Raw genomic sequence first — 22,168 nt, 5'->3', positions numbered from 1 at the left:
CGGCAATGCTCGGCATCATGGCCGCGCTGCCGCAGGAACTCGGCGATCTGGTCGCCGGGATGCGAGCGGCCGGTGAAGTAGAAACGCTGACGCTCGGTCAGCGCGAGTACACCGTCGGCGAGGCGCATGGCGTGCAGTGCGTCGTGACGCTTGCGCGCATTGGCAAGGTCGCCGCCGCAACGACGGCCAGCGCGCTGATCCACGTGTTCAACACCGATGCGATTGTGTTCACCGGCGTCGCGGGCGGCGTGCACGCGGACGTTCAAGTGGGCGATATCGTCGTCGCGGATTCGCTGTTGCAGCACGATCTCGATGCGTCGCCGCTTTTTCCGCGCTTCGAGGTGCCGCTGCTGGACAAATCGCGCTTCGAGGCGTCCGCCGATCTGAGCGCCGCGCTTTTCAGCGCCTGCGAGGCGTTTCTCGCCGACGAAAGCGCGGCATTGCAGAGCCACTTCGCGGTCGTGCGACCGCGCGTGCATCGCGGGCTGGTGGTGAGCGGCGATCGCTTCATCGCGAGTCACGAAGGCTTGATGGCATTGCGGGATGCCTTGCCCGACGCGCTTGCCGTCGAGATGGAAGGCGCCGCGCTCGCGCAGGTCTGCTACGAGTACGGCGTGCCGTGCGCGGTCGTGCGCACGATCTCCGATACCGCAGATGCCGCCGCTCCTACCTCCTTCGCCGAATTCCTCACGGCGATCGCATCCACTTATTCCTCCGGCATTCTTTCGCGGTTCCTGCGCGCGCAAACCTGAAATCGCTCCGTCGTGCAATCGGATAAGTCCTGCTTGTAGTTGAGAATCATTCTCAACTACAATGGGTTTCGCACGACAGGAGGCTTTCATGCCACACGCGCCAACCGATTTCATCCCGACCGGTCAACCGACATCCGCGATCTCCACGAACGCGGCGAAGGTGCTCGACACCACGCGCCGCGCGTGGCAGACGAGTGCGGCCGCCGCGCCTGCTGAGACCGAGCGCGCGACGCAGAAGGCATCGTCGAAGAAACGGGTTCGGCCGCGCCGCTCGCGGTGGAGCAACCTCGTCGCCGCATTGAATTACTGGAGCCCAAGACCGCTGTGATTGCATCCGACCTCAAGTCCACACTCGCGCCGGCCCGAGTCCCGCATGTCCCCGATCAGCCGATGCACGATGCGAGCCGCTTCCCGCTCGTGCGCCTGCGCCGAAGGGCGGTGAAACCCGGCTACGCGTTCGCGTGGCGCGCCGAAATGCAGCGCCTGCTCGCGCTTGCGACGCCGTTCGTGATCGTCAGCGAGCATTGCGCCGACGAAACCCCCGACGACACGCGTCTGCGCGCCGCGTGGCTGCGCTCGCAGCAGGCGTCGCTCACGGCGTATTGCCGTGGCTTCATCGTGATCGAGCCGCGCATCGAAGCCCGCGCGACGACGCGCGAAGCATGGCGCCTCGCGACGCGGGGCAGCGGCGTTCGCACGGTGATCGTCTCGGGAATGCGCGTCGCGGGCGAACTCGCGCCGGTGCTTCTCAAGCACTCGGCCGGTGAACAGGAACACGCGCCCGCGCATAGGGCCGCCCCTCTCTAGCACGCCCTGACGGCCTGCTCTATGCTCTGAAGCAGCCTGCACACTGCTATCAGAGGGAGCGAATGTCGACTTATCGTGAAGAGTTTCGCCGTTCGATCGAGCAACCCGAGCAGTTCTGGGCCGAAGAGGCCCGCCGCATCCACTGGGAAACGCCATTCGAACAGGTGCTCGACCGCAGCCGTCCGCCGTTCGCGCGCTGGTTCATCGGCGGAACAACGAATCTCTGCTACAACGCCGTCGATCGTCATCTCGCGACGCGCGCGCAACAGAACGCGCTGATCTACGTTTCGACGGAAACGGGCATCGAGCGCCGCTACACGTATGCGGAACTGCATGCCGAAGTGAACCGCATGGCCGCGGTCATGCGCTCGCTGAACGTGAAGAAGGGCGATCGCGTGCTGATCTATCTGCCGATGATCGCCGAGGCGCTCTTCGCGATGCTCGCCTGCGCGCGGCTCGGCGCGGTCCATTCGGTCGTGTTCGGCGGCTTCGCGGCGCCGAATCTCGCGGCGCGCATCGACGATGCGAAGCCCGCGCTCATCGTCACCGCGGACGCCGGCGCGCGCGCGGGCAAGGTGATCGACTACACGCCGCTCGTCGATGAAGCGCTTGCCCGCGCCGAGTACAAGGTGCCGCAGGTGCTCCTGATCGACCGGCAGCTCGCACCCGAGCGCCTGCAAGCGAACTACCTGATCGCCTACGAGCCGCTGCGCGAGAAGTTCTTCGATGCCTGCGTGCCGTGCGAATGGCTCGAATCGAACGAGCCGTCGTACGTGCTCTACACCTCGGGCACGACGGGGCGGCCGAAGGGCGTTCAGCGCGACGTGGGCGGCTATGCGGTGGCGCTCGCGGCATCGATGGAACACATCTTTCAGGGCGCGCCCGGCGACGTGATGTTCACCGCTTCGGACATCGGCTGGGTGGTCGGGCACAGCTACATCATCTATGCGCCGCTGATCGCAGGGCTCACCACCGTCATGTACGAGGGCACGCCGGTGCGGCCGGACGGCGGCATCTGGTGGCGGCTCGTCGAGCAGTACAGGATCAACCTGATGTTTACCGCGCCGACCGCGATTCGCGTGCTCAAGAAGCAGGACCCGCAACTGATGTCGCAAGCGGATCTATCGAGCCTGCGCGCGCTTTTTCTCGCCGGCGAACCTCTCGACGAACCCACCGCGCAATGGATCCAGAGCGCGCTCAAGCGCCCCGTCATCGATAACTACTGGCAGACCGAAACCGGCTGGCCGATGATCGCGATCCCGCACGGCATCGAGGACTTGCCGCCGAAGCTTGGCTCGCCCGGCGTGCCGTCGATGGGCTTCAACCTCACGGTGCGCAACGAGCAGACGGGCGACGTCTGCGCGCCGGGCGAGAAAGGCGTGATCGCGCTCGACTATCCGCTGCCGCCGGGCTGCATGCAGACGGTATGGGGCGATGATCGACGCTTCATCGATACGTATTGGAAGAGCGTGCCGAACCAGCAGGTCTATTCGACCTTCGACTGGGGCGTGCGCGACGAGGACGGCTACGTGTCGATCCTCGGCCGCACGGACGATGTGATCAACGTTGCGGGGCATCGGCTGGGCACGCGGGAGATCGAGGAGGCGTTGTCGAGCCATCCGGCGGTGGCGGAAGTGGCGGTGGTCGGCGTCGCGGATGCGTTGAAGGGGCAGGCGGCGCTCGCGTTCGTCGTACTGCGCGACGCGAACCGGCTGAACGCGCCGGGCGCGCGGCAAGGACTGGAGGCGGAACTGACACATACCGTCGATACGCAGCTTGGCGCGATCGCGCGGCCGGCGCGCGTGCATTTCGTATCGATGCTGCCGAAGACACGCTCGGGCAAGCTCTTGAGGCGTGCGATTGCGGCGCTTGCCGAGGGACGCGAGCCGGGCGAGTTGCCGACCATCGAGGACATAAGCGCGTTGCAGCAGGTGAAAGCTGCGTTAAGCGAATAGCGCTGCAAGAGCTAAAAAGCCGCTTCGAAATTTCGAAGCGGCTTTTCTTTCCGGCTAAGGCATGGCGTGGACCTCAAGCCTTCTTCAACTTCGGCTCCGTCGTCCTTGGCAGGAACACCGCGAGCAACCCAAGCAACGGCAGGAACGAACACAGCTTGTACACGTAGTCGATGCTCGTCGCATCGGCAAGATGGCCGAGCACGGCCGCACCGATGCCGCCCATCCCGAACGCGAAGCCGAAGAACAGTCCCGCGACCATGCCGACCTTGCCCGGAATCAGCTCCTGCGCATAGACGAGGATCGCCGAGAACGCCGACGCCAGCACGAGCCCGATGATCACCGACAACACGCCCGTCCAGAACAGATTCGCATAGGGCAGGAGCAGCGTGAACGGGGCGACGCCCAGGATCGATACCCAGATCACGACCTTGCGCCCGATGCGGTCACCGACCGGCCCGCCGATGATCGTCCCCGCTGCGACGGCCGCGAGGAACACGAACAGATGAATCTGCGCCGTCTGCACGCTCATGCCGAACTTGCTGATCAGATAGAACGTGAAGTAGCTCATGATGCTCGCCATGTAGAAATACTTGGAGAACACGAGCAGCACCAGCACGCTCATCGCGGCGATGACCTTGTTGCGCGGCAAGGTTGAATGTGCAACTTGTGCGCGCCCCTTCTTCGTCGCGGGATGACGCTTGTACCAGCGGCCGATATTCGTGAGCACGACGATCGCGACGAGCGCCGCCGCCGAGAACCACGCGATGCTCTTCTGGCCGTGCGGAATCACGATCAGCGCGGCGAGCAGCGGCCCGAGCGACGAACCGGCGTTGCCGCCCACCTGAAAGAGCGACTGCGCGAGACCGTGCTTGCCACCGGACGCCATGCGCGCCACCCGCGACGACTCCGGATGAAACACCGACGACCCGCAGCCGACGAGCGCCGCCGCGACGAGCAGCGTCGGAAAGTTGCCCGCAACCGACATCAGCAACAGACCCGAAAGCGTGAAGCCCATGCCGACGGGCAGCGAATACGGCTTCGGATGCTTATCGGTATAGAGGCCGACGAGCGGCTGCAGAAGCGACGCCGTAATCTGGTAAGTGAGCGTGATCAGCCCGATCTGGCCAAACGAGAGCGCGAATTCGCTCTTGAACATCGGATAGATTGCGAGGATCAGCGACTGGATCATGTCGTTCAGCAGGTGCGAGAAGCTGATCGCGCCCAGCACCGAATAAACGGTGCGCTGCGGATTGATGGCAGTCGTTGTACTCGCTGTCGCTGAAGGCGTTGCCGCAAGCGCGGCCTTGTCGATACTCGTTTGCATGGTGAGAAAAGGCCCGGAAGGTTGTCTCGTGATTCTCGTCGCGTGAATCATTTGCTGCCCGCGCGTTGTTTTAATCGATTCATGAGCGGGCGGCATTTCTCGTAGTTTAGTTTGTCCGGTATGCGTTGTCCTGCCAACCTTCGTCGCGAATCGGACAGCAATTGAACCTCGAAGCTTTCGTCTGCTTTTTCCGCACGCGCGTTTATTTTGGCCGGGTATAACGCGGAATCGGCCGCCGGATTGTGAAACGCCCCGCGCGTATACGCTCATTCAAGTAACGCAACGAAGCTGCCGTAGACCACTGACAAAGGCGTGCGTCACAAGCGACATCGCCTTGCAACCAGAATCATTCGGGGAATGAATCGATGAAACCGTTTTCGCTACGCGGCCATACCGGCGCGGGCTTCGTCTCGCAAGCAGCCAACCTCCGGCACACCCATCGCGCGGCCAAGGGCGGCCTGACAGTCAAGGCATCGCTCAGGCTCGCCTTCGCGCTGATTCTGGCGGGCACACTCGCGATCGGCATCATCGCGCTCACGCAGATCAGCCGTCTCAACGCATCGACGGAAACGATCTACACGCAGGGTTACGTCGCGAGCCGCGCTGCCGAGGAAACGCGCGGCTACGTGCTGCGCGCGAGCCGTTCGCAGAAGATGTTGCTCACCGCGACCACCGCGAAGGAACGCGAAGAACTCGGCGTGCAGATCGATCGCGCGCTCGGCGACATCGGCCGCGAACAGGCGCAGTTGCAGCAATACGTCGATGCGTCGGATCAGGACGCGCTTGCGCAGCAAAAGCGCCTCGCCACCGCGATCACGACGTGGAGCGGCAATCTGCGCGCCTTCGTCAAGCTCGTGCAGGAACAGCCGCTCGATCTGTCGCAGATGAACTGGCAGGTCGGCATCCAGGACGTGTCGCTGCTGGTGGAGACGGGCAAGCTCGAAAAGATGGTCGATGATCTCGTCACGCGTCGCGGCAGCGCGGCCAAGTCGACTATCGATGCCGCCTCGTTCATCTATCACTCGTCGTTCGTAATGCTCTCCGCGCTGACCGTCGCGATCTTCGTGCTGGCGATCGTCGTGAGCGAATGGGTCGTGCGGCGCCTCGCGGGCCAACTCGGCGGCGAGCCGGTGTATGCAAAGGAGATCGCGCGCCGGATCGCGGCGGGTGACCTGTCGAACCGCATTGATATCGCGAAGCGCGACAACGCGAGCATGCTGCGCGCGCTTTCCGAGATGCAGACGGGGTTGTCGTCGACAGTCGGCGAAATTGCGGCTAGCGCGGAGGCGATTGCATCGGCATCGAGCGAAATCTCGACGGGCAACGTCGACTTGTCGCATCGCACGGAGCAGCAGGCGGTCGCGCTCGAAAAGACGGCTACCAGCATGGAGCAGTTGACGTCGACGGTGCGTCAGAACGCCGATAACGCCCAGCAGGCTAGCGTGCTTGCCCACAATGCATCGGCGATTGCGGAGAAGGGCGGAGTGGTCGTGGGGCGCGTCGTCACGACGATGGAGCAGATCAACGCCAGCGCCAGGAGTATCGGCGACATCATCGGCGTGATCGAAGGCATTGCCTTTCAGACCAATATCCTTGCTTTGAACGCGGCCGTCGAGGCTGCGCGTGCCGGGGAGCAGGGGCGCGGGTTTGCTGTCGTCGCGGGCGAGGTGCGCAGTCTCGCCCAGCGATCGTCGGCGGCAGCCAAGGAGATCAAGGGGCTGATTCACGCGTCCGTTTCGCGGGTGACGGATGGGTCGACTTATGCGCAGGAAGCGGGAGCGACGATGGATGAGGTCGTGCGGGCGGTCAAGCGTGTGACCGACATCATGGGCGAGATTTCAGCGGCTTCGGCCGAGCAGAAGAGCGGTATCGAAGAGATCAGTCACGCCGTCACGCAGATGGACGCGGGGACGCAGCAGAATGCGGCTCTCGTCGAGGAAGCTGCGGCTGCGGCGCAATCGCTCGATGATCAGGCGCGGGCGCTCAAAGGGCTTGTGCAGAAGTTTCAACTGGCGTGAGGATGCTCGCTGGCGCTTTGATGCGCCAGCGATCTTTCCATAGACTGCTAAGCAAACGAGTTCCATCGAAGCTCAGGCGCATCAAAAAACGCAAAAAGACCGCTAAGGAAAAGATTCTTTAGCGGTCTTAGTACATCAGGGTTTCAACTTCGAAGCGCAAGCACCTCAGCGCCTACAAAAGCTCCACTTCCTTCCAATCCGCATTGGAAAAAAACCGGCTAAGCTCCCGCGTGAGTTCATTGAGCACACTCATCTCCGGCGGAGTGATCTTCCGCACCTGCGGCTGCAACGTCCAATCGCCGTATACGAGCGCGACGGTCGAATCCTTGGCCTTCACGGGCAGCAGAACAAACGCCTGTGCATCGCCGAAAGCGTTCTTGAACCATCGCGGCAAGCGCGCATCGATCCGCGGATCATGTGCATTCTCGATAAAAATCCCGACGGGATTCGAGATCGCAAGATGAAACACATCCGGCTGAAAAGCCGCATCGAACCGCAACGCCGGCAGCATCTTCTCGACGTTCGGCCCAAGCCCCAGCCGCGCCTGAAACTCGTCGTTAGCCTGCCGCACGAAGACCACCGTGCGTGAAAACCCCAGCCCGGCAAGCACCGCTTCAGAAGCCAGCGCAAGCACCGGCCCAAGCGCATTTTTGGAAGGCAGCGAACGCAGATCCTCGAGCCCCGCGCCGATGCGCGCCTCCGCCGATACCCCGGCCCGCGCAATAGCATCGGCATTCGCGCGCAGTTCGACGATCTCGCGCATCACGCCGTCGCCGCTCTCTTCGTTCGCGAGCGCGAGGCTCATTGCGGCAAGTGTCTCGGCGTCGGTGTTCAACGCGATGCTATAGCGGTTCGCGATATCGACCAGCAACGTCTCGCGGCTGGCGTCAGCCATGTTCTGCGCAGTGAGCGCATCGGCGACTTCGGTCGAATAATTGGTGACGGCCTGCAGCCAGCGCACGTGGCGCGGCTTGGTTTCGTCGGGCGGCGCGAGCGGATCGCTCACCTGCATGCCCGAACGGATCGTCTCGGGCAGACGCCAGCGGTCCGCAGCCTCGATGCCGATCTCCTCGAACGACACGCCGAGCAGCACGGCACAAGCGTGGCTATCGGTAATGTTTTCGGCGGCGGCCTTGCGGCGCAACTGATCCCACTCGCTCTCGAGATAAAACGCGACGAGCAGCTTGCCGATCTGCCGCATCAGCGTGCAGACGACTGCTTCCTCGGCCGAGCGCAGGTCGGTGTTCTCGGTGATCTGCCGCGCGACGGCGCCGGAAAGCAGGGTGCGGTTGAGTTCGAGCTTGGCGTCGATCCGGCGCGGCGCGCTCGCATGAAAATGATCGACGAGCTTCAGGCCCACGACGAGATGGCCCACCGCATCCATGCCGAGCACCATCAGCGCGCGCGTAACGGTCGTGATGTTGCCGCCGAACGCCATGTACATCGCTGAATTGGCGAGGCGCAGCACCTTTTGCGTGAGGCCGAAGTCCGACAGCACGACTTGCACGAGGGCGGTGAAGTCGAGGTCGTCGTCGCTCATCGCGGACACGGTCGTGCGCAGCGCCTGCGAGAGCATCGGGAAATCCCCGCGCTCGCTCATGCGCTGCCACAGCTTGTCCAGTAATTCGGCCTTGACGGTGCTTGCCATGCGTATTGTGAGAAAGCCCTACACGTGCCGCGTCGGCTTGGCCGGCGCGGCGTAAATCGTCGGCGAGGAGACCCTGAAGTCATATCAGGCCGGACGATATCCGATGGTGCGGCACGCTGTCCGATTAAAACACGAACGTGCCCTGAATCATAATGCCTCGTGCAGGAACAACGAATTGGACTTGAAGGACCGCGCCAGCTCCTCCGACGGCAACGCGTGGCTGATCAGCCAGCCTTGTATGTGGTCGCACCCCATCTCGGTCAGCAAGTCGCGCTGCGCTTCGGTCTCGACACCCTCCGCGACGAGTTCCAGCCCGAGCGACTGCGCAAGCCCCACCACGGCGCTCACGATCGCGCGGTTATTGCGCGAAGTCAGCAGGTTCTCGACGAAACTCCGGTCGATTTTAAGCTTCGACAGCGGGAAGCGCTGCAGGTAGGCGAGGCTCGAGTAGCCCGTGCCGAAATCGTCCACGGCAAAGCGGATGCCGAACGCCCGCAGCGTCTCCAGCAGGCGCGTGGCCTCTTCCGGATCGTGCATCAGGAGGCTTTCGGTGATCTCGAAGACGAGCCGCTTGGGATCGAGCCCCGTCAGCGCGAGCGCTTCCTGCACGGCGAACGTGAAGCGCTTGTCGCGGAACTGCTGCGGTGACACGTTCACCGACACATATTCCAGCCGGATGCCGATCGCGTCCCATTGCACGAGCTGCATGCAGGCCGCCTTCAGCACCCAGTTGCCCAGGTAATTGATGAGCCCGATCGACTCGGCAAGCGGAATGAAATCCGACGGCGGCACGAGGCCATGCACCGGATGCTGCCAGCGCATCAGCGCTTCGACGCCCACCACGCCGCCCGACAGGCTGCTCGTGATCGGCTGGAAGTGCAGCGAAAACTCGCCGTTGCGCACGGCTTCGTACAGGTCCGCTTCGAGCTTCAGGCGCTCGGCGTCGGCGGTATCGTCGTCGATCGCGTGGAAGACGAGCGTATTGCCGCCCGCTTCCTTCGCCTCCGCGAGCGCGTGGTCGGCCATGCGCAAGAGATGCGCGTCGATGGTGCCGGGCGCGCTCGTCGCCGGTCCCGCGTGGTCCGGATACAACGCAACGCCCACGCTCGCCGACAAATGCGTGTGCTGTCCGCGATACCGGTACGGCTGCGCAATGGCAGTCAAGAGGCGCCGGCCGAGGCTCTCGGCGGATTCCGCGGTTGCGCCGGCGGGCAGCAGCACGGCGAATTCGTCGCTCGCGATGCGCGCCACGGTCTCGCCGTGCCCCGCCGCGTGCTGGATGCGCCGCGCGGTCTCGCGCAGCATGTCGTCGCCGGCGTCGTAGCCGAGCGCGCGGTTGATGCGCTGATAGTCGTCGATATCGATGAGCACGAGCGCGGCCTGCGTGCGCGTGTGCTCGGCTTCCGCCTGCACGGCGTTGACGGCCGGGATCAGCGCGGCGAGATTGGCCAGGCCCGTCAGCGGGTCGTGGTTCAGCGCGTGCGTGAGCTTCGCTTCGTTGTCACGCCAGTGCGAGACCTCGAACGCGGCGAGCGCGAAGCCGGGCACGCCTTGCGCGGCGGTCGACAAGAGCCGCAGTTCGACGCAGATCGGATAGGTCAGCGACTTGACGAGCGAGAGCGTCGCCGATTCCAGCTTGCCGCTCGCCTTCGCACGCGCGACGAGCGCGTTCAGTTCGTCGGCTTCGGACGACGGCACGAGGTCGTGCAGCGTCAGCATGCCGAGATAGTCGCGGTGATAGCCAATGAACGCGATGCTCGCATCGGACACGTAGACGAAGCGCAGCGCGTCGTCGATCTGCGCGAGGAAATCGACGGCATTGAGCGTCGCTTCGAGCGGTTTCGTGACGGCTTCAGGCAACGCTTCCGGCGGCGTCGCGTCTTCGACGGGCAACGACGAAGCCTCCACGTCCTGGGGACGCGCACGGATGAGCCCGAGCACGGTCTCGAGTGCGATGCGCCAGGGACTGCGGCGTTTGGCGGTGATCCGGTTCGCTTGCATGTTTTCGTTTGGTCTTCTGGTTGCGCGACCCGTCGGTGGACGAACGGCGGCACGTCCGTGAGGGACTCCACGCGCGGTTCGCCCGAGGCTTTTTCGCGCGGCAGTTACACGCCCTATCAGGCAGGTTATCGGCTTTGTCAGGGTTTTTCTTTAATTGACCGCTACCCCGGCCGCGTGCGTCGCGCAATGCTTGCGGCGTCGAAGTGTCAAGGGTTTGTCCGCGTGGGGGTATCAGGGTGTGCGAAAGCGTTTTCGGTTACAGTGTCGCGAATCTCATAGCGCCGCTCGCCAGCGGATTTTTCATGCGCCAGGCGAGCCAAAACAATCAACTACTACGCGCTATTTGCCTGTTGCATTCCGATCCTCACATCACGTCCTCGACTTGCCTGATCATGTGTGATGCGAGTTCCTTGCGGCCAACGGCTGCACTTTCCCTGTCATGTTCGAGTCATGGAAGATTTGTTGAAGCCGGCTGAACCCGGCGAGGCACGCGAACCGGAGAGCGTCTATCTTGGACGCCAGCCGATTCTCGATCGCGCCGGCGCACTGCACGCCTACGAACTGCTGTTTCGCGACAGCCCTGAGAACCGCGCGCGCGTCCACGACGACGTCCAGGCGACCGCGCATGTCGTCGCGCGCACGGTCGGCGAGATCGGGCTGTCGGCGGTGCTGGGGGACTATCGCGGCTACGTGAACATGAATCGCGCGCTGCTCTTCGACGACATCGTCCACATCATGCCGCCCGGGCGCTTCGTGCTCGAACTGCTGGAAACGATCACCTTCGATGCCGCGCTCTTTCGGCGCTGCACGCAGTTGCGCGAGGCGGGCTTCCAGTTCGCGCTCGACGACGTCGTCGCCCTCGACGACCAGATCCTGAGAGCGCTGCCTTACGTCGATAAGGTGAAGGTCGATTTCCTCGGCGTCGAGGAAGGGCGGCTGCCCGAGCTTGCGCAAGTGCTCAAGCGCCACGGCAAGAAGCTCGTCGCCGAAAAGATCGAGACGCACGAGGACTTCGTGCGCGCGCGCGATCTCGGCTTCGACTACTTCCAGGGCTATTTCTTCGCGCGTCCACAAGTGCTCGCGACGCGCCGTCCGAGCGCATCGCGCGTCGCGCTCCTGAGCCTTCTGACGCTGCTCGCCGATGAACCCGCAATGGCGCGGCTCGAACTCGAATTGAAGCGCAACCCGGAACTCGTCGTGCAATTGTTGCGCGTCGCGAATTCGAGTGCGTTCGGATTGAGCCGGGAGGTGTCGTCGCTGCGCGAGGCGGTTGCGGCGATCGGCACGCGGCAAATCGCGCGCTGGACGCAGTTGCTTCTCTACGCGGGCGGGCGCGGTCTGCCGTGGCGCTCGGACCCGCTCGTGCAACTCGTCGGCACGCGCGCGCGTTTCATGGAACTTGCGGCGCGCGAATTGCGTCCATCGGATGAAGCGTTTGCCGACGCCGCGTTTCTCACCGGTATCTTTTCGCTCGTGCATGTCGTACTCGACATGCCGCCGGCGGAGGTCCTCGACCAGTTGAAGGTGTCGGAGTCGATCCGTGCCGCGATCATCGACGGCGAGGGCGCGTTGGGCGTGCTGCTCAAGATCTCGCAGGCAGCGGATCGCGGCGATTCGCCGGAAGTCGACGCGAGCATCTCCGATCACGCGTTCGCGCACCTCACGCCCGCATTGCTGGCAAAGCTTCAGGTCGATGCGGCGACGTGGTTCGCGGCGCATCGGCTGGAATGAGACGTGCGCTGGTGCTTTGTTTTAGACGATTCGAAACAATCAACCGAAGGCAGGGGACAGATGAAACGCAAATTTGCAGGCAGGATGCTCGCGGCCGCGCTCGGCACAGGGCTCGCGGTGTATGCGCTCGTCGCGTTCGCGACGCTCAAGCCGGGCGATCACGCGCCGTCGTTCGTCGCGCAGGCGTCGCTCGGCGGCAACGTCTACGACTATTCGCTCGCTGACGAGCTGAAGAAAGGTCCCGTCGTGCTGTATTTCTATCCGGCCGCGTTCACCAAGGGCTGCACGATCGAGGCGCACGAATTCGCCGAGGCCGTAGACCAGTACAAGGCCGAGGGCGCGACGGTGATCGGCGTGTCGCACGACAACATCGACACGCTCAAGCGCTTTTCCGTAAGCGAATGCCGCAGCAAGTTCCCGGTCGCCGCCGATGCCGAATCGAAGATCATCAAGTCCTTCGATGCCTCGATGCCGATGACCGCGACGATGGCCAATCGCGTGTCGTATGTGATCGCGCCCGATGGCACGGTGATCTACGAGTACACGAGCCTTTCGCCGGAGAAGCACGTCTCCAACACGCTGCAGGCGCTGCGCGAGTGGAACGCGAAGCACAAGACGCAGTGATTTTTTCGACTCCGCCAACATGCCGATCGTCGTTGCCCTCGCTGTACTCGTCGCGCTGATCTACGGCGCGGTGTGGTCGTTTCATGCGCTTTCGGCGCGCTTCGGCGTGGGCGTCGCGACGGGCGTCGCGGTCGTGGCGGCGGCGCTGATCGTCGCGGCGATCGCGTACTGGCTGCAGCGGCGGCGCGAAGTCGCGCCGAACATCGCGAAAGGGCAGGACGGCGACTGGACGCACGAACTCACGCGCGACTGGGGCGGCGTGCGGCTGGCGGCGGGCAAGCGTCTGTGCGATCTGCGCGTCGGAGATCAAAGCGGCGGCTATATCTTCGCGGACCTGCGCGGCGCCCGTGTGCAGCCGGCGGCGGGCGAGGCGGGCGCGTGGCAGGTCGCGCTGGACGTGCGCGACGCGAAGGACCCGCAGCGCCGCGAATGGCTCCTGCCGATGCGCGATCAGCGCGAGGCGCGCAAGTGGGCGAGGATTTTGTCGCGGGCGGTGGAGCAGAGGCTTTAGGGCGCCTCACTCACCCGTGATACCCCATATCCCCCCGCACCTTCCCGCGAAATACCCAGTACGACCAGATCACATACAGCACGATCACCGGCAGCAGGAACATCGTCCCGATCAGCAGGAATTGCTGTGACAGCGGTGCCGCCGACGCATCCCACAGCGTCACCGATGGCGGCGCGATAAACGGCCACAAGCTGATCACGAGCCCCGTGAACGCGAGAAAGAACAACCCGATCGAGCACAAAAACGGCAACACCTCACGCCCCTTGGCCAGACTGGTCCACAACGTCCAGGCGAGAAGCGCCGTCAGAACCGGCACCGGCGCGAACACGAAGCTCACCGGGAAATCGAACCAGCGCGCGGCGATGCGTGCGTCCTTGAGCGGCGTCCAGATGCTGATCAGCAAGACGAACGCGATCACGCCAATCAGCGCAAAACGCGCCATCCGCCGCGCCCACGCCTGCAAGTCGCCTTCGGTTTTCAACACGAGCCACGTCGTGCCCTGCAACGCATAGCCGAACACGAGCCCCACGCCGACGAGCAGCGGAAACGGCGCCACCCAGTCCCAACTCGTGCCGGAAAACACGCGTCCTTGAATTGGAAAGCCCTGGATGAACATGCCGAGCACGATGCCCTGCGAGAACGTTGCGACGAGCGATCCGTAGCCGAACGCACGGTCCCACAGCCACTTGCGCGCGCCGACCACTTCGCGGAATTCGAACGCGACGCCCCGGAAGATCAGCCCGAGCAGCATGAACAGAATCGGAAAGTAGACGGCCGGCACGATGATCGCGAACGCGAGCGGGAACACGGCGAGCAATCCGCCGCCGCCGAGGATCAGCCACGTCTCGTTGAAGTCCCAGACGGGCGCGACCGAGTTGATCATCATGTCGCGGTCGTGCGGATCGCGCCGCACGAGAAACACCATGCCGACGCCGAGGTCGAAGCCGTCGAGCAGCACGTACATGAACACCGCCAGCGCGAGAATGGCGGCCCACAGCGGCACGAGATCGAGCATGCAGGGTCTCCTCTTCAGACGCCGGACGGCGGCTTGGAATGGTTCGCCGTTTTCGTCGATAACGCCGAAAGCGGCCGCGCCGCGCGCGTCTCGGGCTGCAGCAGTTCGCTGTCCTGGCCCTGCGTCGCTTCCGACGGCCCGACGCGCACCAGCCGCCGCAGCAGCGTGAACCCCGCGCCGAAGATCACGATATACGCGAGCACGTAAAGCAGCCACGACAGCCCGACGTTCGCCGCGGTCAGCGAGGGCGTCACCGAATCGCGGGTGCGCAGGATCCCGTAGACCGTCCACGGCTGGCGGCCGGCTTCGGTCGTCGTCCACCCGGCGATCACCGCGATGAACCCGAGCGGCATGCTGAACGTCGCGCACCGTAGCCACTTGCGGCTTTGTTCGAGCCGCCCGCGCGCAAAGAGCACGATGCCGGACAGCACGAGCCCGAACATCAACAGCGCGATGCCGACCATGATGTGGAACGCGAAGAACACGACGGCGACGTTAGGCCGGTCCTCGCGCGGGAACGCCTTGAGGCCCTGCACGGTGCCGTTCGGATCGTGCGTCAGGTAGATGCTGCCGAGCACCGGAATCGCGATCTCAAAGTAATTCTTCTCGGCTTGCTGATCGGGGATCGCGAAGAGATTGGCGGGCACGCGCGAGCGGGTTTCCCACAGGCCCTCCATCGCGGCGATCTTCACCGGCTGGTGCTTGAGCGTGTTGAGGCCGTGCATGTCGCCGATCACCATCTGCACCGGCACCATGATGACCAGAAAGATCAGCGACATCTTCAGCATCACGCGGCTTTCCTCGAGGGCGCGCCGCTGCAGGATGTACATCGCGCCGACGCCGAGGATCACGAAGCCGGCCGTCACCAGAAAGGCGCTCACCGTGTGGCCGAGCCGGTACGGAAAAGAGGGCGTGAAGATCACGTCGAAGAAGCTGACGACTTCGAAGCGGCCGTCGGGCAGGATTCGATGGCCTTGCGGAGTCTGCATCCAGCTATTGACCGCGAGAATCCAGAACGACGACACCACGGTGCCCGTCGCCACGAAAATCGCGGACATCACGTGCGCCCACTGCGGCACGAGCTTGCGCCCGAAGAGCAGCACGCCGAGGAACGCGGCTTCGAGGAAGAACGCGGTCAGCACTTCGTAGCCCATCAGCGGGCCGATGACGTTCGCGGTGGCATCGGAAAAACGGCTCCAGTTGGTGCCGAACTGGAACGGCATTACGATGCCGGAGACCACGCCCATCCCGAACGAGACCGCGAAAATCTTCAGCCAGAAAGCGGAAAGCCGTCGATAGACGTCGCGCTTGGTGATCCACCAGTTGAATTCGAGCGTGGCGATAAAGCACGACAAGCCGACCGTGAAAGCCGGCAGGAGAATGTGAAAAGCGACGACCCAGGCAAACTGGAAGCGGGATAAGAGGACGGCATCGAACTCCATGAGCACTCCGCGTCGAAGATGTCGATAGGGATATCCCGCTTTCGCCGCGCTGCACGGCAAAACCACCGGCGAATTAAAGGAGTCGCGCCATTCAGATTAATACACGATTTCGTTGATTAACGCGCTTTATTCAATGATTCGTTTTTGTCTGCCAAAGACATTTAAAGCGGATCAAGTGGGGGTTATCAAATTTATCTATCGTCATATAAGACGGATCGACGAATCCTCTGCGCTGAACGTTTTGCACCATTTTGGTACAATTACACTTCACCTACAGCCACGCGGACGACCGCGCGCGCTCCATCATCAACGGGGACGGCCCCATGTTTTTTATGGAGTGTCTCCGATGTCCTGGATTCTTCTTCTCATCGCCGGCCTGCTCGAAGTTGCCTGGGCCGCCGGTCTCAAAACGTCCGAAGGCTTCACGCGGCTCTGGCCGTCGGTGTTCACGCTCGTCACCGCTGTCGGCAGCTTCGTGCTGCTCGCCATCGCGATGCGCCAGTTGCCGCTCGGCACGGCGTATGCCGTCTGGACGGGCATCGGCGCGGTCGGCGCCTTCGTGTTCGGCATCGTCGTGATGGGGGAGGCGCTGACTGTCGCGCGGGTCGCTAGCGCGGCGCTGATCGTAATCGGGCTCATCGGGCTGAAGCTGTCTTCGGGACATTGAGCGCCTGCGGGAATGCATCGGTTGTTTTTATGCTAGATGCAATGGCTGCCCGTGCGTGGCTATAATGGTCTGAAGTCATCTCGAAATCATCCTTCGGGCCGCAACCGTCACATCAATTGCCGGCATCTTCCGCGATGCGGGCGGCTTCTTCCGGCAACTCCGGCGGAAGCAACCGACCTGGCCGCACATGCCAAGCGCGGCTTCGCGTGCAGCACGCAAGGAGGCGGCAATGCTGGAAACTCTTTCGCTCGCAGCGGGCCTTTCGTGGGCCAGCGGGCTGCGCCTGTATCTCACGATTTTCGTCGCGGGTCTGCTTGAGCGCATGGGTCTCGTGCATCTACCCGACACGCTCGCCGTGCTCAGTTCACCGTGGGTGATCGGCGTGGCGGGCTTTCTCGCCGTCGTCGAATTTCTTGCTGACAAGATCCCCGCCTTCGATTCCCTCTGGGACGCCATCCACACGCTGATCCGCATTCCAGCAGGCGCCGTGCTCGCGGCTGCGTCATTCGGTCACGCCGATCCGGCGCTCGTCACCGTCGCCGCGCTTGCTGGCGGCACGCTTGCTGGCGCGTCGCATTTCGCCAAGGCGGGCACGCGCGCGCTGATCAACCTGTCGCCGGAACCGGTGTCGAACTGGGCCGCGTCGGCGACCGAGGATGTCGGCGCGCTCGGCGGCCTCACGCTCGCGCTGTTCGTGCCGCTCCTGTTCCTCGTGCTCGTGATCGCGTTTCTCGTGTTCGCCGGCTGGGCCTTGCCGCGCCTCGTGCGCGGCGTGCACGGTGGCGTGAGCCGCATGGCGAAGCACATGCTGCCGGGCGGCGTCGAGCGCTTCAGCCGGCTGCGGAGCAAGCACGATTGAGCGCCGCGTCCCGGAAAAACCGCCCCGGATTCACCGATACCTTCCGCCAGTCCCTCCGAATGACCGCGCGCGACTGGCGCGCGGGCGAACTCACGATGCTCTTGTTCGCGCTCGTGCTCGCCGTAGCGGCGCTCGCGAGCGTCGGCTTTCTCGCCGACCGCATGCGCCACGGCCTCGAGCGTGATGCCCGCCAGATGATCGCCGCCGATTTCCTCGTGCGCGCCGATCATCCGGTCGATCCGTCGTTCGCGCAGGAAGCGGCCGCGCTCAAGCTCGCGACGGCCACCACCACGATTTTCCCGAGCATGATCAGCGCGACCGGTGCGCAGCCGGTGTCGCGGCTTGCGGCGATCAAGGGCGTGTCGCCGGGTTATCCGTTGCGCGGCGCCGTGCGGATTGCCCCCGCGCCCGGCGCCGCCGATGCCCCTGCAACCGCGATCCCCGCGCCCGGCACCGTCTGGCTGGACCCGGCACTCGCCGATGCGCTGAAGACGCGCGTCGGCGGCACGGTGAAGGTCGGCACGCGGACGTTCACGGTGGTGGCGGTCATCACGCGCGAGCTGGATCGCGGCTTCGGCTTCGTCAACTTCTCACCGCGCCTGATGATGCGCGCCGACGAACTCGCGGGCACGGGCCTGGTCGGTTATGGAAGCCGCGTCACGTACCGGCTGCTGGTCGCGGGACCGGAGGCGCAGGTCGACCGGTTCGCGACGTGGGCGCGGGAACGGGTCGATGGCGGCAAGCTGCGCGGTGTCAATCTCGAATCGCTGCAGGACGGCCAGCCGCAGGTGCGCCAGACGATCGATCGCGCGAGTCACTTTCTCACGCTCGTTTCGCTGTTGACCGCGCTCCTCGCGGCGGTCGCGATCGCGATGGCCGCGCACCGTTTCGCGCGGCGCCATCTCGACGGCTGCGCCGCGATGCGCTGTCTCGGCGTCAGCCAATGGACGCTGCGTTCGCTTTTCATCGGCGAATTCCTGACGATCGGCGTGCTGGGTAGCGTCGTGGGCGTTGTACTCGGGTTCGGCGGGCATCTCGTGCTGCTGAACTGGCTCGGGACGCTGGTTGAAGTGGAATTGCCGAAGCCGAGCGTCTGGCCCGCACTGCAAGGCATCGCGATGGGGCTCGTGCTGCTGCTCGGCTTCGCGGTGCCGCCGCTCCTGCCGCTCACGCGCGTGCCGCCGGTCCACGTGATCAGGCGCGAAATCGGCGCGGAGGAACGCGTCGCACATGCCGCTTACGGTGTCGGCGTTTTGCTGTTCGGGCTGCTGCTGGTGATCGCGGCGGGCGAGTGGAAGCTCGGTGGGATCGTAGCGGGTGGGTTCGCGGGCGGGCTGCTCATTTTCGGCGCGATCGCGCGCGCGGCGCTTTGGGCAGCGGCGCGCTATGTGCGGCGCGAGCGCGGCGGCGCGGGCGTAGGCTGGCGCTATGCGCTGGCGTCGCTGGAACGCCGGAGCGGCGCGAGCGCGCTGCAGATCACGGCGCTCGGCATCGGCCTGATGTGCCTGTTGCTGATCGCGATGACGCGTAACGACCTGATCGCCGGCTGGCGCAACGCCACGCCGCCCGACGCGCCGAACCAGTTCCTGATCGACATCCAGCCGGACCAGCGGCCGGGCGTCGCGACTTATCTGAAGCAGCACGGCCAGGCCGACGCGGCCCTCTCACCGATGGTGCGCGGCCGGCTGATCGCGATCAACGGTAAGCCTGTAAGCCCGGACAACTACCAGAAGGCCGACGCGAAGCGCCTCGTGGACCGCGAATTCAACCTGTCGTATCAGACTGAACTGCCGAGCGACAACCGCGTTGTCGAGGGCGACTGGTTCGGCACGAACGAGAAGCCGCAGGTTTCGATCGAGCAGGGGCTGGCGAAGACGATCAACGTGAAACTCGGCGACACGCTGCGCTTCGACGTCGCCGGGCTGCAGGTGGAGGGGCCCGTCACGAGCGTGCGCAAGCTCGACTGGAATTCGTTCAAGGTCAACTTCTTCGTTCTGATGCCGCCCGCCGCGCTCGCCGATTTCCCCGCGACGTTCATCACGAGCTTCTACTTGCCGTCGAACCAGCAGGCGCTGATCGACGGCATCGTCGCGCAGTATCCGAACGTCACCGCGATCGACACCGCGCCGATCCTCGCGCAGATCCAGCGCACGCTCGCGCAGGTGATCGGCGCGGTGCAGTTCCTGTTCCTCTTCACGCTCGCCGCGGGCGTGCTCGTGCTTTACGCGGCGCTCGCCGGCACGCGCGACGAGCGCATGCGCGAATCGGCGCTCCTGCGCGCGCTGGGTGCGTCGCACAGGCAGGTGCGTTCGGTGCAGGTGGCGGAATTCGTCGCGGTCGGCGCGCTCGCGGGCCTGATGGCGGCGCTCGGCGCGCAGGTGATCGGCTACGTGCTGGCGTCGCGCGTGTTCGAATTCCACATCGATTTCAATCCATGGCTCCTGCCGGCCGGCATCGTCGCGGGCGTGGCGTGCGCGGGTGTCGGCGGGTGGCTCAGCTTGCGGCGCGTGCTCTCGCGGCCCGCGTTGCAGTCGTTGCGCGATGCCTAGACACTTTATCGACCTTTTCTGAACTTATGAGCGAAGTGAACAGCGAAGCGCCGCAACCGACGGCGTTCGAACTCGTTGGCGGCGAAGAGTGCGTGCGCGCGCTGGTCGACCGGTTCTATGACTTGATGGACCTCGAACCCGAATTCGCGGGCATCCGCGCGCTGCATCCGCCGACGCTCGACGGCTCGCGCGACAAGTTCTTCTGGTTCCTGTGCGGCTGGATGGGCGGCCCGGACCATTACATCAGCCGCTTCGGCCATCCGCGTTTGCGGGCGCGGCACCTGCCGTTCGCGATCGCCACCGATGAGCGCGACCAGTGGCTGCGCTGCATGGCGTGGGCGATGGAAGACGTCGGCCTCGACGTGACGCTGCGCGAGCGACTCCTCACCTCCTTCTTCGATACCGCCGACTGGATGCGCAACCGTCGTTAGTCAGGCTTCGGCTCGACCACGCCTTGGCGATTACGCGAGTCATCGCCTCAAACGCTGTCGAGCAGGCGAGAGCGCTTCGAACGCCTTTTATCGGTAATTTTAAGCCGGTTAAGACGCCAATGATGATTTAGTCAATCAATACATGCCGGTTAACGCACTTTCATTGACCACCAAATCCGTAAGCAGCATAATTGTGCCGATAAGCCAATTTCAGCGGCCTAACCGGCACAAAAATGCACTTTGCACTGTCTAGCTCTCAAGAAATCGCGGAGGAGTTGGGGCAACGTCTCCGCGCGCAGCGGCTCTCACAGAATCTGCAGCAGGAAGAGCTCGCTAGCCGTGCTGGTATATCCGAGAGGGCTTTACGCAATCTCGAGCGCAGCGGGCAAGCCACACTCGACAACTTCGTCAGAGTCGTCATGGCTTTGGGACTAGCGGAAGAACTGGGCGGAATGTTCGAGCTGAAACCCAGGTCCATCAAGGCGATGGAGGCGGCCAGCGTCAAGCGCCAACGTGCTTCACGGGCAACGAAATGAAAAAACTCAGTGTGATCTACGCGGGTTGGGGTGAGCGCTTCGAGCTCGGCCAGCTGGCCGACGATGGCACTGACCTCCTGTTCGAATACTCCGCGCTCGCGCAGCAAAGCGGATTGAATCTGTCTCCGTTCAAGATGCCGCTCGCAGCGACGACCTACGGAGATTTCCCTGCGCATCAGCTGCGCCTGCCCGGCCTCGTGAGCGACTCATTGCCGGACGGCTGGGGCATGCTTCTGATGGACCGGCTGTTTCGGAAGCAGGGCTTGGACCCCCGGCGCATGTCTCCGCTGGACCGACTGGCCTTCATCGGCGAGAAAGCGATGGGCGCGCTCGTCTTTGAACCCAATGACGGCGAAGTACTTGTTCCGCAGGATGTTCAATTGCTTACTCTTGCTCACGAAGTCCGCCAGGTGATGGCGGACGACAGTGAGGCGCTCTTGCGCGAGCTTGCGCTGATGGGCGGCTCGCCGCACGGCGCGCGCCCCAAGGTGCTCGTCAACTATGACCGGCATTCCAACCGGATGTCGAACTCGGAGCAAGGCGCGGGAACACCGTGGCTCGTGAAATTCCCGGCGCAGTACGACCATAAGGAGGTCTGTGCGGTCGAGGCGATGTACGGGGCGATTGCTGCGGCCTGTGACCTTCGGATGCCCGTCACGGCTTACTTCGACCTCGGTCCCTCGCTGTCGGCGTTTGGCGTGGAGCGGTTCGACCGCGTGAATGAGATGCGTGTGCCGATGCATACGGCGGCGGGTGTGGCCCACGCCGATTTTCGCGTCCCGCAGATGGACTACATCACGTTGCTGCGGCTGACGCAGTTCATGACGCGGGACGCGCGCGAGGTTCAGCAGGCGTTTGAGCGATGTGTGTTCAACGTCGTGTTCAACAACCGCGATGACCACGCAAAAAACTTCTCGTTCGTGATGGGCGCAGATGGCCGCTGGCAGTTTTCACCCGCCTATGACCTGACGTTCAACGGGGGGCCGGGCGGGGAGCATCAGATGGACATCTGCGGCGAGGCGAGGGCGCCGGCGCGCGAGCACTTGATGAATCTCGCCAGCATGACCGGCGTCGTACCGCGTATGGCATCCGAGAGCATCGAACGCATCGCCTCGGTTGCGTCAGGGTTCCGGCAGTATGCCGACGGCTTGCCGATCACTGAGGAAACGCTCGGCACGATGGAGCGCACCGTCAGGGCGAATCAGTCGCGGATGGCCTGACTGTCCGCTCGACGAATGGCATGTCAGCCCGCGTCTGGCAGCCAGCCGAAATGGAGACCTCGACGCCTATCCATAAGC

Annotated in this window: 19 protein-coding genes; 14 read left to right on the top strand and 5 right to left on the bottom strand. The window is 64.1% G+C overall.

Going from position 1 to position 22,168, the window contains the following annotated elements; genetic code table 11:
- Positions 1 to 5 precede the first annotated feature (5 nt).
- From AWB67_RS07430 to AWB67_RS07415, 4 genes are all read left to right on the top strand, one after another.
- On the top strand, positions 6 to 752 hold the full coding sequence (locus tag AWB67_RS07430; protein ID WP_327365477.1) for a 5'-methylthioadenosine/adenosylhomocysteine nucleosidase: 747 nt from the start codon (positions 6 to 8) through the stop codon (positions 750 to 752).
- 88 nt (positions 753 to 840) lie between these two features.
- Positions 841 to 1,080, top strand: coding sequence for a hypothetical protein (locus AWB67_RS07425; protein WP_087655598.1), 240 nt, complete (start codon positions 841 to 843; stop codon positions 1,078 to 1,080).
- Positions 1,077 to 1,559: a hypothetical protein gene (locus AWB67_RS07420; RefSeq protein WP_235025068.1), complete on the top strand. Its 483-nt coding sequence runs from the start codon at positions 1,077 to 1,079 to the stop codon at positions 1,557 to 1,559. The genes AWB67_RS07425 and AWB67_RS07420 overlap by 4 nt, the downstream gene beginning before the upstream one ends.
- A 62-nt stretch (positions 1,560 to 1,621) precedes the next feature.
- Positions 1,622 to 3,514: a propionate--CoA ligase gene (locus AWB67_RS07415; RefSeq protein ID WP_087655596.1), complete on the top strand. Its 1,893-nt coding sequence runs from the start codon at positions 1,622 to 1,624 to the stop codon at positions 3,512 to 3,514.
- A 73-nt stretch (positions 3,515 to 3,587) separates the two neighbouring features.
- Here AWB67_RS07415 and AWB67_RS07410 read toward each other — a convergent pair whose 3' ends face one another.
- Positions 3,588 to 4,838: an MFS transporter gene (locus AWB67_RS07410; RefSeq protein ID WP_087655595.1), complete on the bottom strand. Its 1,251-nt coding sequence runs from the start codon at positions 4,836 to 4,838 to the stop codon at positions 3,588 to 3,590.
- Between the two features lie 365 nt (positions 4,839 to 5,203).
- On the opposite strand from AWB67_RS07410, the gene AWB67_RS07405 reads away from it, so the two are divergent.
- A complete protein-coding gene (locus AWB67_RS07405) occupies positions 5,204 to 6,856 on the top strand; it encodes a methyl-accepting chemotaxis protein (RefSeq protein WP_087655594.1) in 1,653 nt (550 codons plus the stop codon).
- 172 nt (positions 6,857 to 7,028) lie between these two features.
- Here AWB67_RS07405 and AWB67_RS07400 read toward each other — a convergent pair whose 3' ends face one another.
- Both AWB67_RS07400 and AWB67_RS07395 read right to left on the bottom strand, forming a co-directional pair.
- A complete protein-coding gene (locus AWB67_RS07400) occupies positions 7,029 to 8,504 on the bottom strand; it encodes an HDOD domain-containing protein (protein WP_087655593.1) in 1,476 nt (491 codons plus the stop codon).
- A gap of 147 nt (positions 8,505 to 8,651) precedes the next feature.
- Positions 8,652 to 10,505 (bottom strand): putative bifunctional diguanylate cyclase/phosphodiesterase, encoded by a 1,854-nt coding sequence (locus AWB67_RS07395; RefSeq protein WP_087655592.1) that lies wholly within the window; start codon positions 10,503 to 10,505, stop codon positions 8,652 to 8,654.
- A gap of 450 nt (positions 10,506 to 10,955) precedes the next feature.
- On the opposite strand from AWB67_RS07395, the gene AWB67_RS07390 reads away from it, so the two are divergent.
- The 3 genes from AWB67_RS07390 to AWB67_RS07380 are packed head-to-tail and all read left to right on the top strand — an operon-like array spanning position 10,956 to position 13,371.
- Entirely contained in the window at positions 10,956 to 12,236 is a 1,281-nt protein-coding gene (locus AWB67_RS07390; RefSeq protein WP_087655591.1) for an EAL and HDOD domain-containing protein, read from the top strand.
- Positions 12,237 to 12,296: 60 nt separating this feature from the next.
- Positions 12,297 to 12,860: a peroxiredoxin gene (locus AWB67_RS07385; RefSeq protein ID WP_087655590.1), complete on the top strand. Its 564-nt coding sequence runs from the start codon at positions 12,297 to 12,299 to the stop codon at positions 12,858 to 12,860.
- 19 nt (positions 12,861 to 12,879) lie between these two features.
- Complete coding sequence (locus AWB67_RS07380; RefSeq protein ID WP_087655589.1) at positions 12,880 to 13,371, top strand: hypothetical protein; 492 nt, start codon at positions 12,880 to 12,882, stop codon at positions 13,369 to 13,371.
- 10 nt (positions 13,372 to 13,381) lie between these two features.
- On the opposite strand, the gene cydB is transcribed toward AWB67_RS07380, so the two are convergent.
- Together cydB and AWB67_RS07370 are read right to left on the bottom strand one after the other, a co-directional pair.
- On the bottom strand, positions 13,382 to 14,386 hold the full coding sequence (cydB, locus tag AWB67_RS07375) for a cytochrome d ubiquinol oxidase subunit II (protein WP_087655588.1): 1,005 nt from the start codon (positions 14,384 to 14,386) through the stop codon (positions 13,382 to 13,384).
- Positions 14,387 to 14,400: 14 nt separating this feature from the next.
- Complete coding sequence (locus AWB67_RS07370; RefSeq protein WP_087655587.1) at positions 14,401 to 15,828, bottom strand: cytochrome ubiquinol oxidase subunit I; 1,428 nt, start codon at positions 15,826 to 15,828, stop codon at positions 14,401 to 14,403.
- 346 nt (positions 15,829 to 16,174) lie between these two features.
- Here AWB67_RS07370 and sugE point away from each other — a divergent pair, with 346 nt between their 5' ends.
- From sugE to AWB67_RS07340, 6 genes are all read left to right on the top strand, one after another.
- A complete protein-coding gene (gene sugE / locus AWB67_RS07365; protein ID WP_087655586.1) occupies positions 16,175 to 16,495 on the top strand; it encodes a quaternary ammonium compound efflux SMR transporter SugE in 321 nt (106 codons plus the stop codon).
- 229 nt (positions 16,496 to 16,724) lie between these two features.
- Positions 16,725 to 17,354 (top strand): DUF4126 domain-containing protein, encoded by a 630-nt coding sequence (locus tag AWB67_RS07360; protein WP_087655585.1) that lies wholly within the window; start codon positions 16,725 to 16,727, stop codon positions 17,352 to 17,354.
- A 59-nt stretch (positions 17,355 to 17,413) separates the two neighbouring features.
- Complete coding sequence (locus tag AWB67_RS07355; RefSeq protein ID WP_087655584.1) at positions 17,414 to 19,903, top strand: ABC transporter permease; 2,490 nt, start codon at positions 17,414 to 17,416, stop codon at positions 19,901 to 19,903.
- A gap of 26 nt (positions 19,904 to 19,929) precedes the next feature.
- Positions 19,930 to 20,334 (top strand): group II truncated hemoglobin, encoded by a 405-nt coding sequence (locus AWB67_RS07350; protein ID WP_087655583.1) that lies wholly within the window; start codon positions 19,930 to 19,932, stop codon positions 20,332 to 20,334.
- A 233-nt stretch (positions 20,335 to 20,567) separates the two neighbouring features.
- Complete coding sequence (locus AWB67_RS07345; RefSeq protein ID WP_087655582.1) at positions 20,568 to 20,870, top strand: helix-turn-helix domain-containing protein; 303 nt, start codon at positions 20,568 to 20,570, stop codon at positions 20,868 to 20,870.
- Positions 20,867 to 22,090, top strand: a complete 1,224-nt coding sequence (locus AWB67_RS07340) for a type II toxin-antitoxin system HipA family toxin (protein ID WP_087655581.1) — start codon at positions 20,867 to 20,869, stop codon at positions 22,088 to 22,090. Before AWB67_RS07345 ends, AWB67_RS07340 begins: the two co-directional genes overlap by 4 nt.
- Positions 22,091 to 22,168 lie beyond the last annotated feature (78 nt).

The organism is Caballeronia terrestris, from assembly GCF_001544515.1.
GTDB lineage: Bacteria > Pseudomonadota > Gammaproteobacteria > Burkholderiales > Burkholderiaceae > Caballeronia > Caballeronia terrestris.
Note: the sequence above shows the minus strand (reverse complement) of the source record. Positions and strands in the feature narration are given on the sequence as shown.

Coding starts and splice junctions, on each gene's coding strand:
- AWB67_RS07430 (WP_327365477.1), top strand. CDS start 6: ATGCTCGGCATCATGGCCGCGCTGCCGCAGGAACTCGGCGATCTGGTC.
- AWB67_RS07425 (WP_087655598.1), top strand. CDS start 841: ATGCCACACGCGCCAACCGATTTCATCCCGACCGGTCAACCGACATCC.
- AWB67_RS07415 (WP_087655596.1), top strand. CDS start 1,622: ATGTCGACTTATCGTGAAGAGTTTCGCCGTTCGATCGAGCAACCCGAG.
- AWB67_RS07410 (WP_087655595.1), bottom strand. CDS start 4,838: ATGCAAACGAGTATCGACAAGGCCGCGCTTGCGGCAACGCCTTCAGCG.
- AWB67_RS07405 (WP_087655594.1), top strand. CDS start 5,204: ATGAAACCGTTTTCGCTACGCGGCCATACCGGCGCGGGCTTCGTCTCG.
- AWB67_RS07400 (WP_087655593.1), bottom strand. CDS start 8,504: ATGGCAAGCACCGTCAAGGCCGAATTACTGGACAAGCTGTGGCAGCGC.
- AWB67_RS07395 (WP_087655592.1), bottom strand. CDS start 10,505: ATGCAAGCGAACCGGATCACCGCCAAACGCCGCAGTCCCTGGCGCATC.
- AWB67_RS07390 (WP_087655591.1), top strand. CDS start 10,956: ATGGAAGATTTGTTGAAGCCGGCTGAACCCGGCGAGGCACGCGAACCG.
- AWB67_RS07385 (WP_087655590.1), top strand. CDS start 12,297: ATGAAACGCAAATTTGCAGGCAGGATGCTCGCGGCCGCGCTCGGCACA.
- AWB67_RS07380 (WP_087655589.1), top strand. CDS start 12,880: ATGCCGATCGTCGTTGCCCTCGCTGTACTCGTCGCGCTGATCTACGGC.
- cydB (WP_087655588.1), bottom strand. CDS start 14,386: ATGCTCGATCTCGTGCCGCTGTGGGCCGCCATTCTCGCGCTGGCGGTG.
- AWB67_RS07370 (WP_087655587.1), bottom strand. CDS start 15,828: ATGGAGTTCGATGCCGTCCTCTTATCCCGCTTCCAGTTTGCCTGGGTC.
- sugE (WP_087655586.1), top strand. CDS start 16,175: ATGTCCTGGATTCTTCTTCTCATCGCCGGCCTGCTCGAAGTTGCCTGG.
- AWB67_RS07360 (WP_087655585.1), top strand. CDS start 16,725: ATGCTGGAAACTCTTTCGCTCGCAGCGGGCCTTTCGTGGGCCAGCGGG.
- AWB67_RS07355 (WP_087655584.1), top strand. CDS start 17,414: ATGACCGCGCGCGACTGGCGCGCGGGCGAACTCACGATGCTCTTGTTC.
- AWB67_RS07350 (WP_087655583.1), top strand. CDS start 19,930: ATGAGCGAAGTGAACAGCGAAGCGCCGCAACCGACGGCGTTCGAACTC.
- AWB67_RS07345 (WP_087655582.1), top strand. CDS start 20,568: ATGCACTTTGCACTGTCTAGCTCTCAAGAAATCGCGGAGGAGTTGGGG.
- AWB67_RS07340 (WP_087655581.1), top strand. CDS start 20,867: ATGAAAAAACTCAGTGTGATCTACGCGGGTTGGGGTGAGCGCTTCGAG.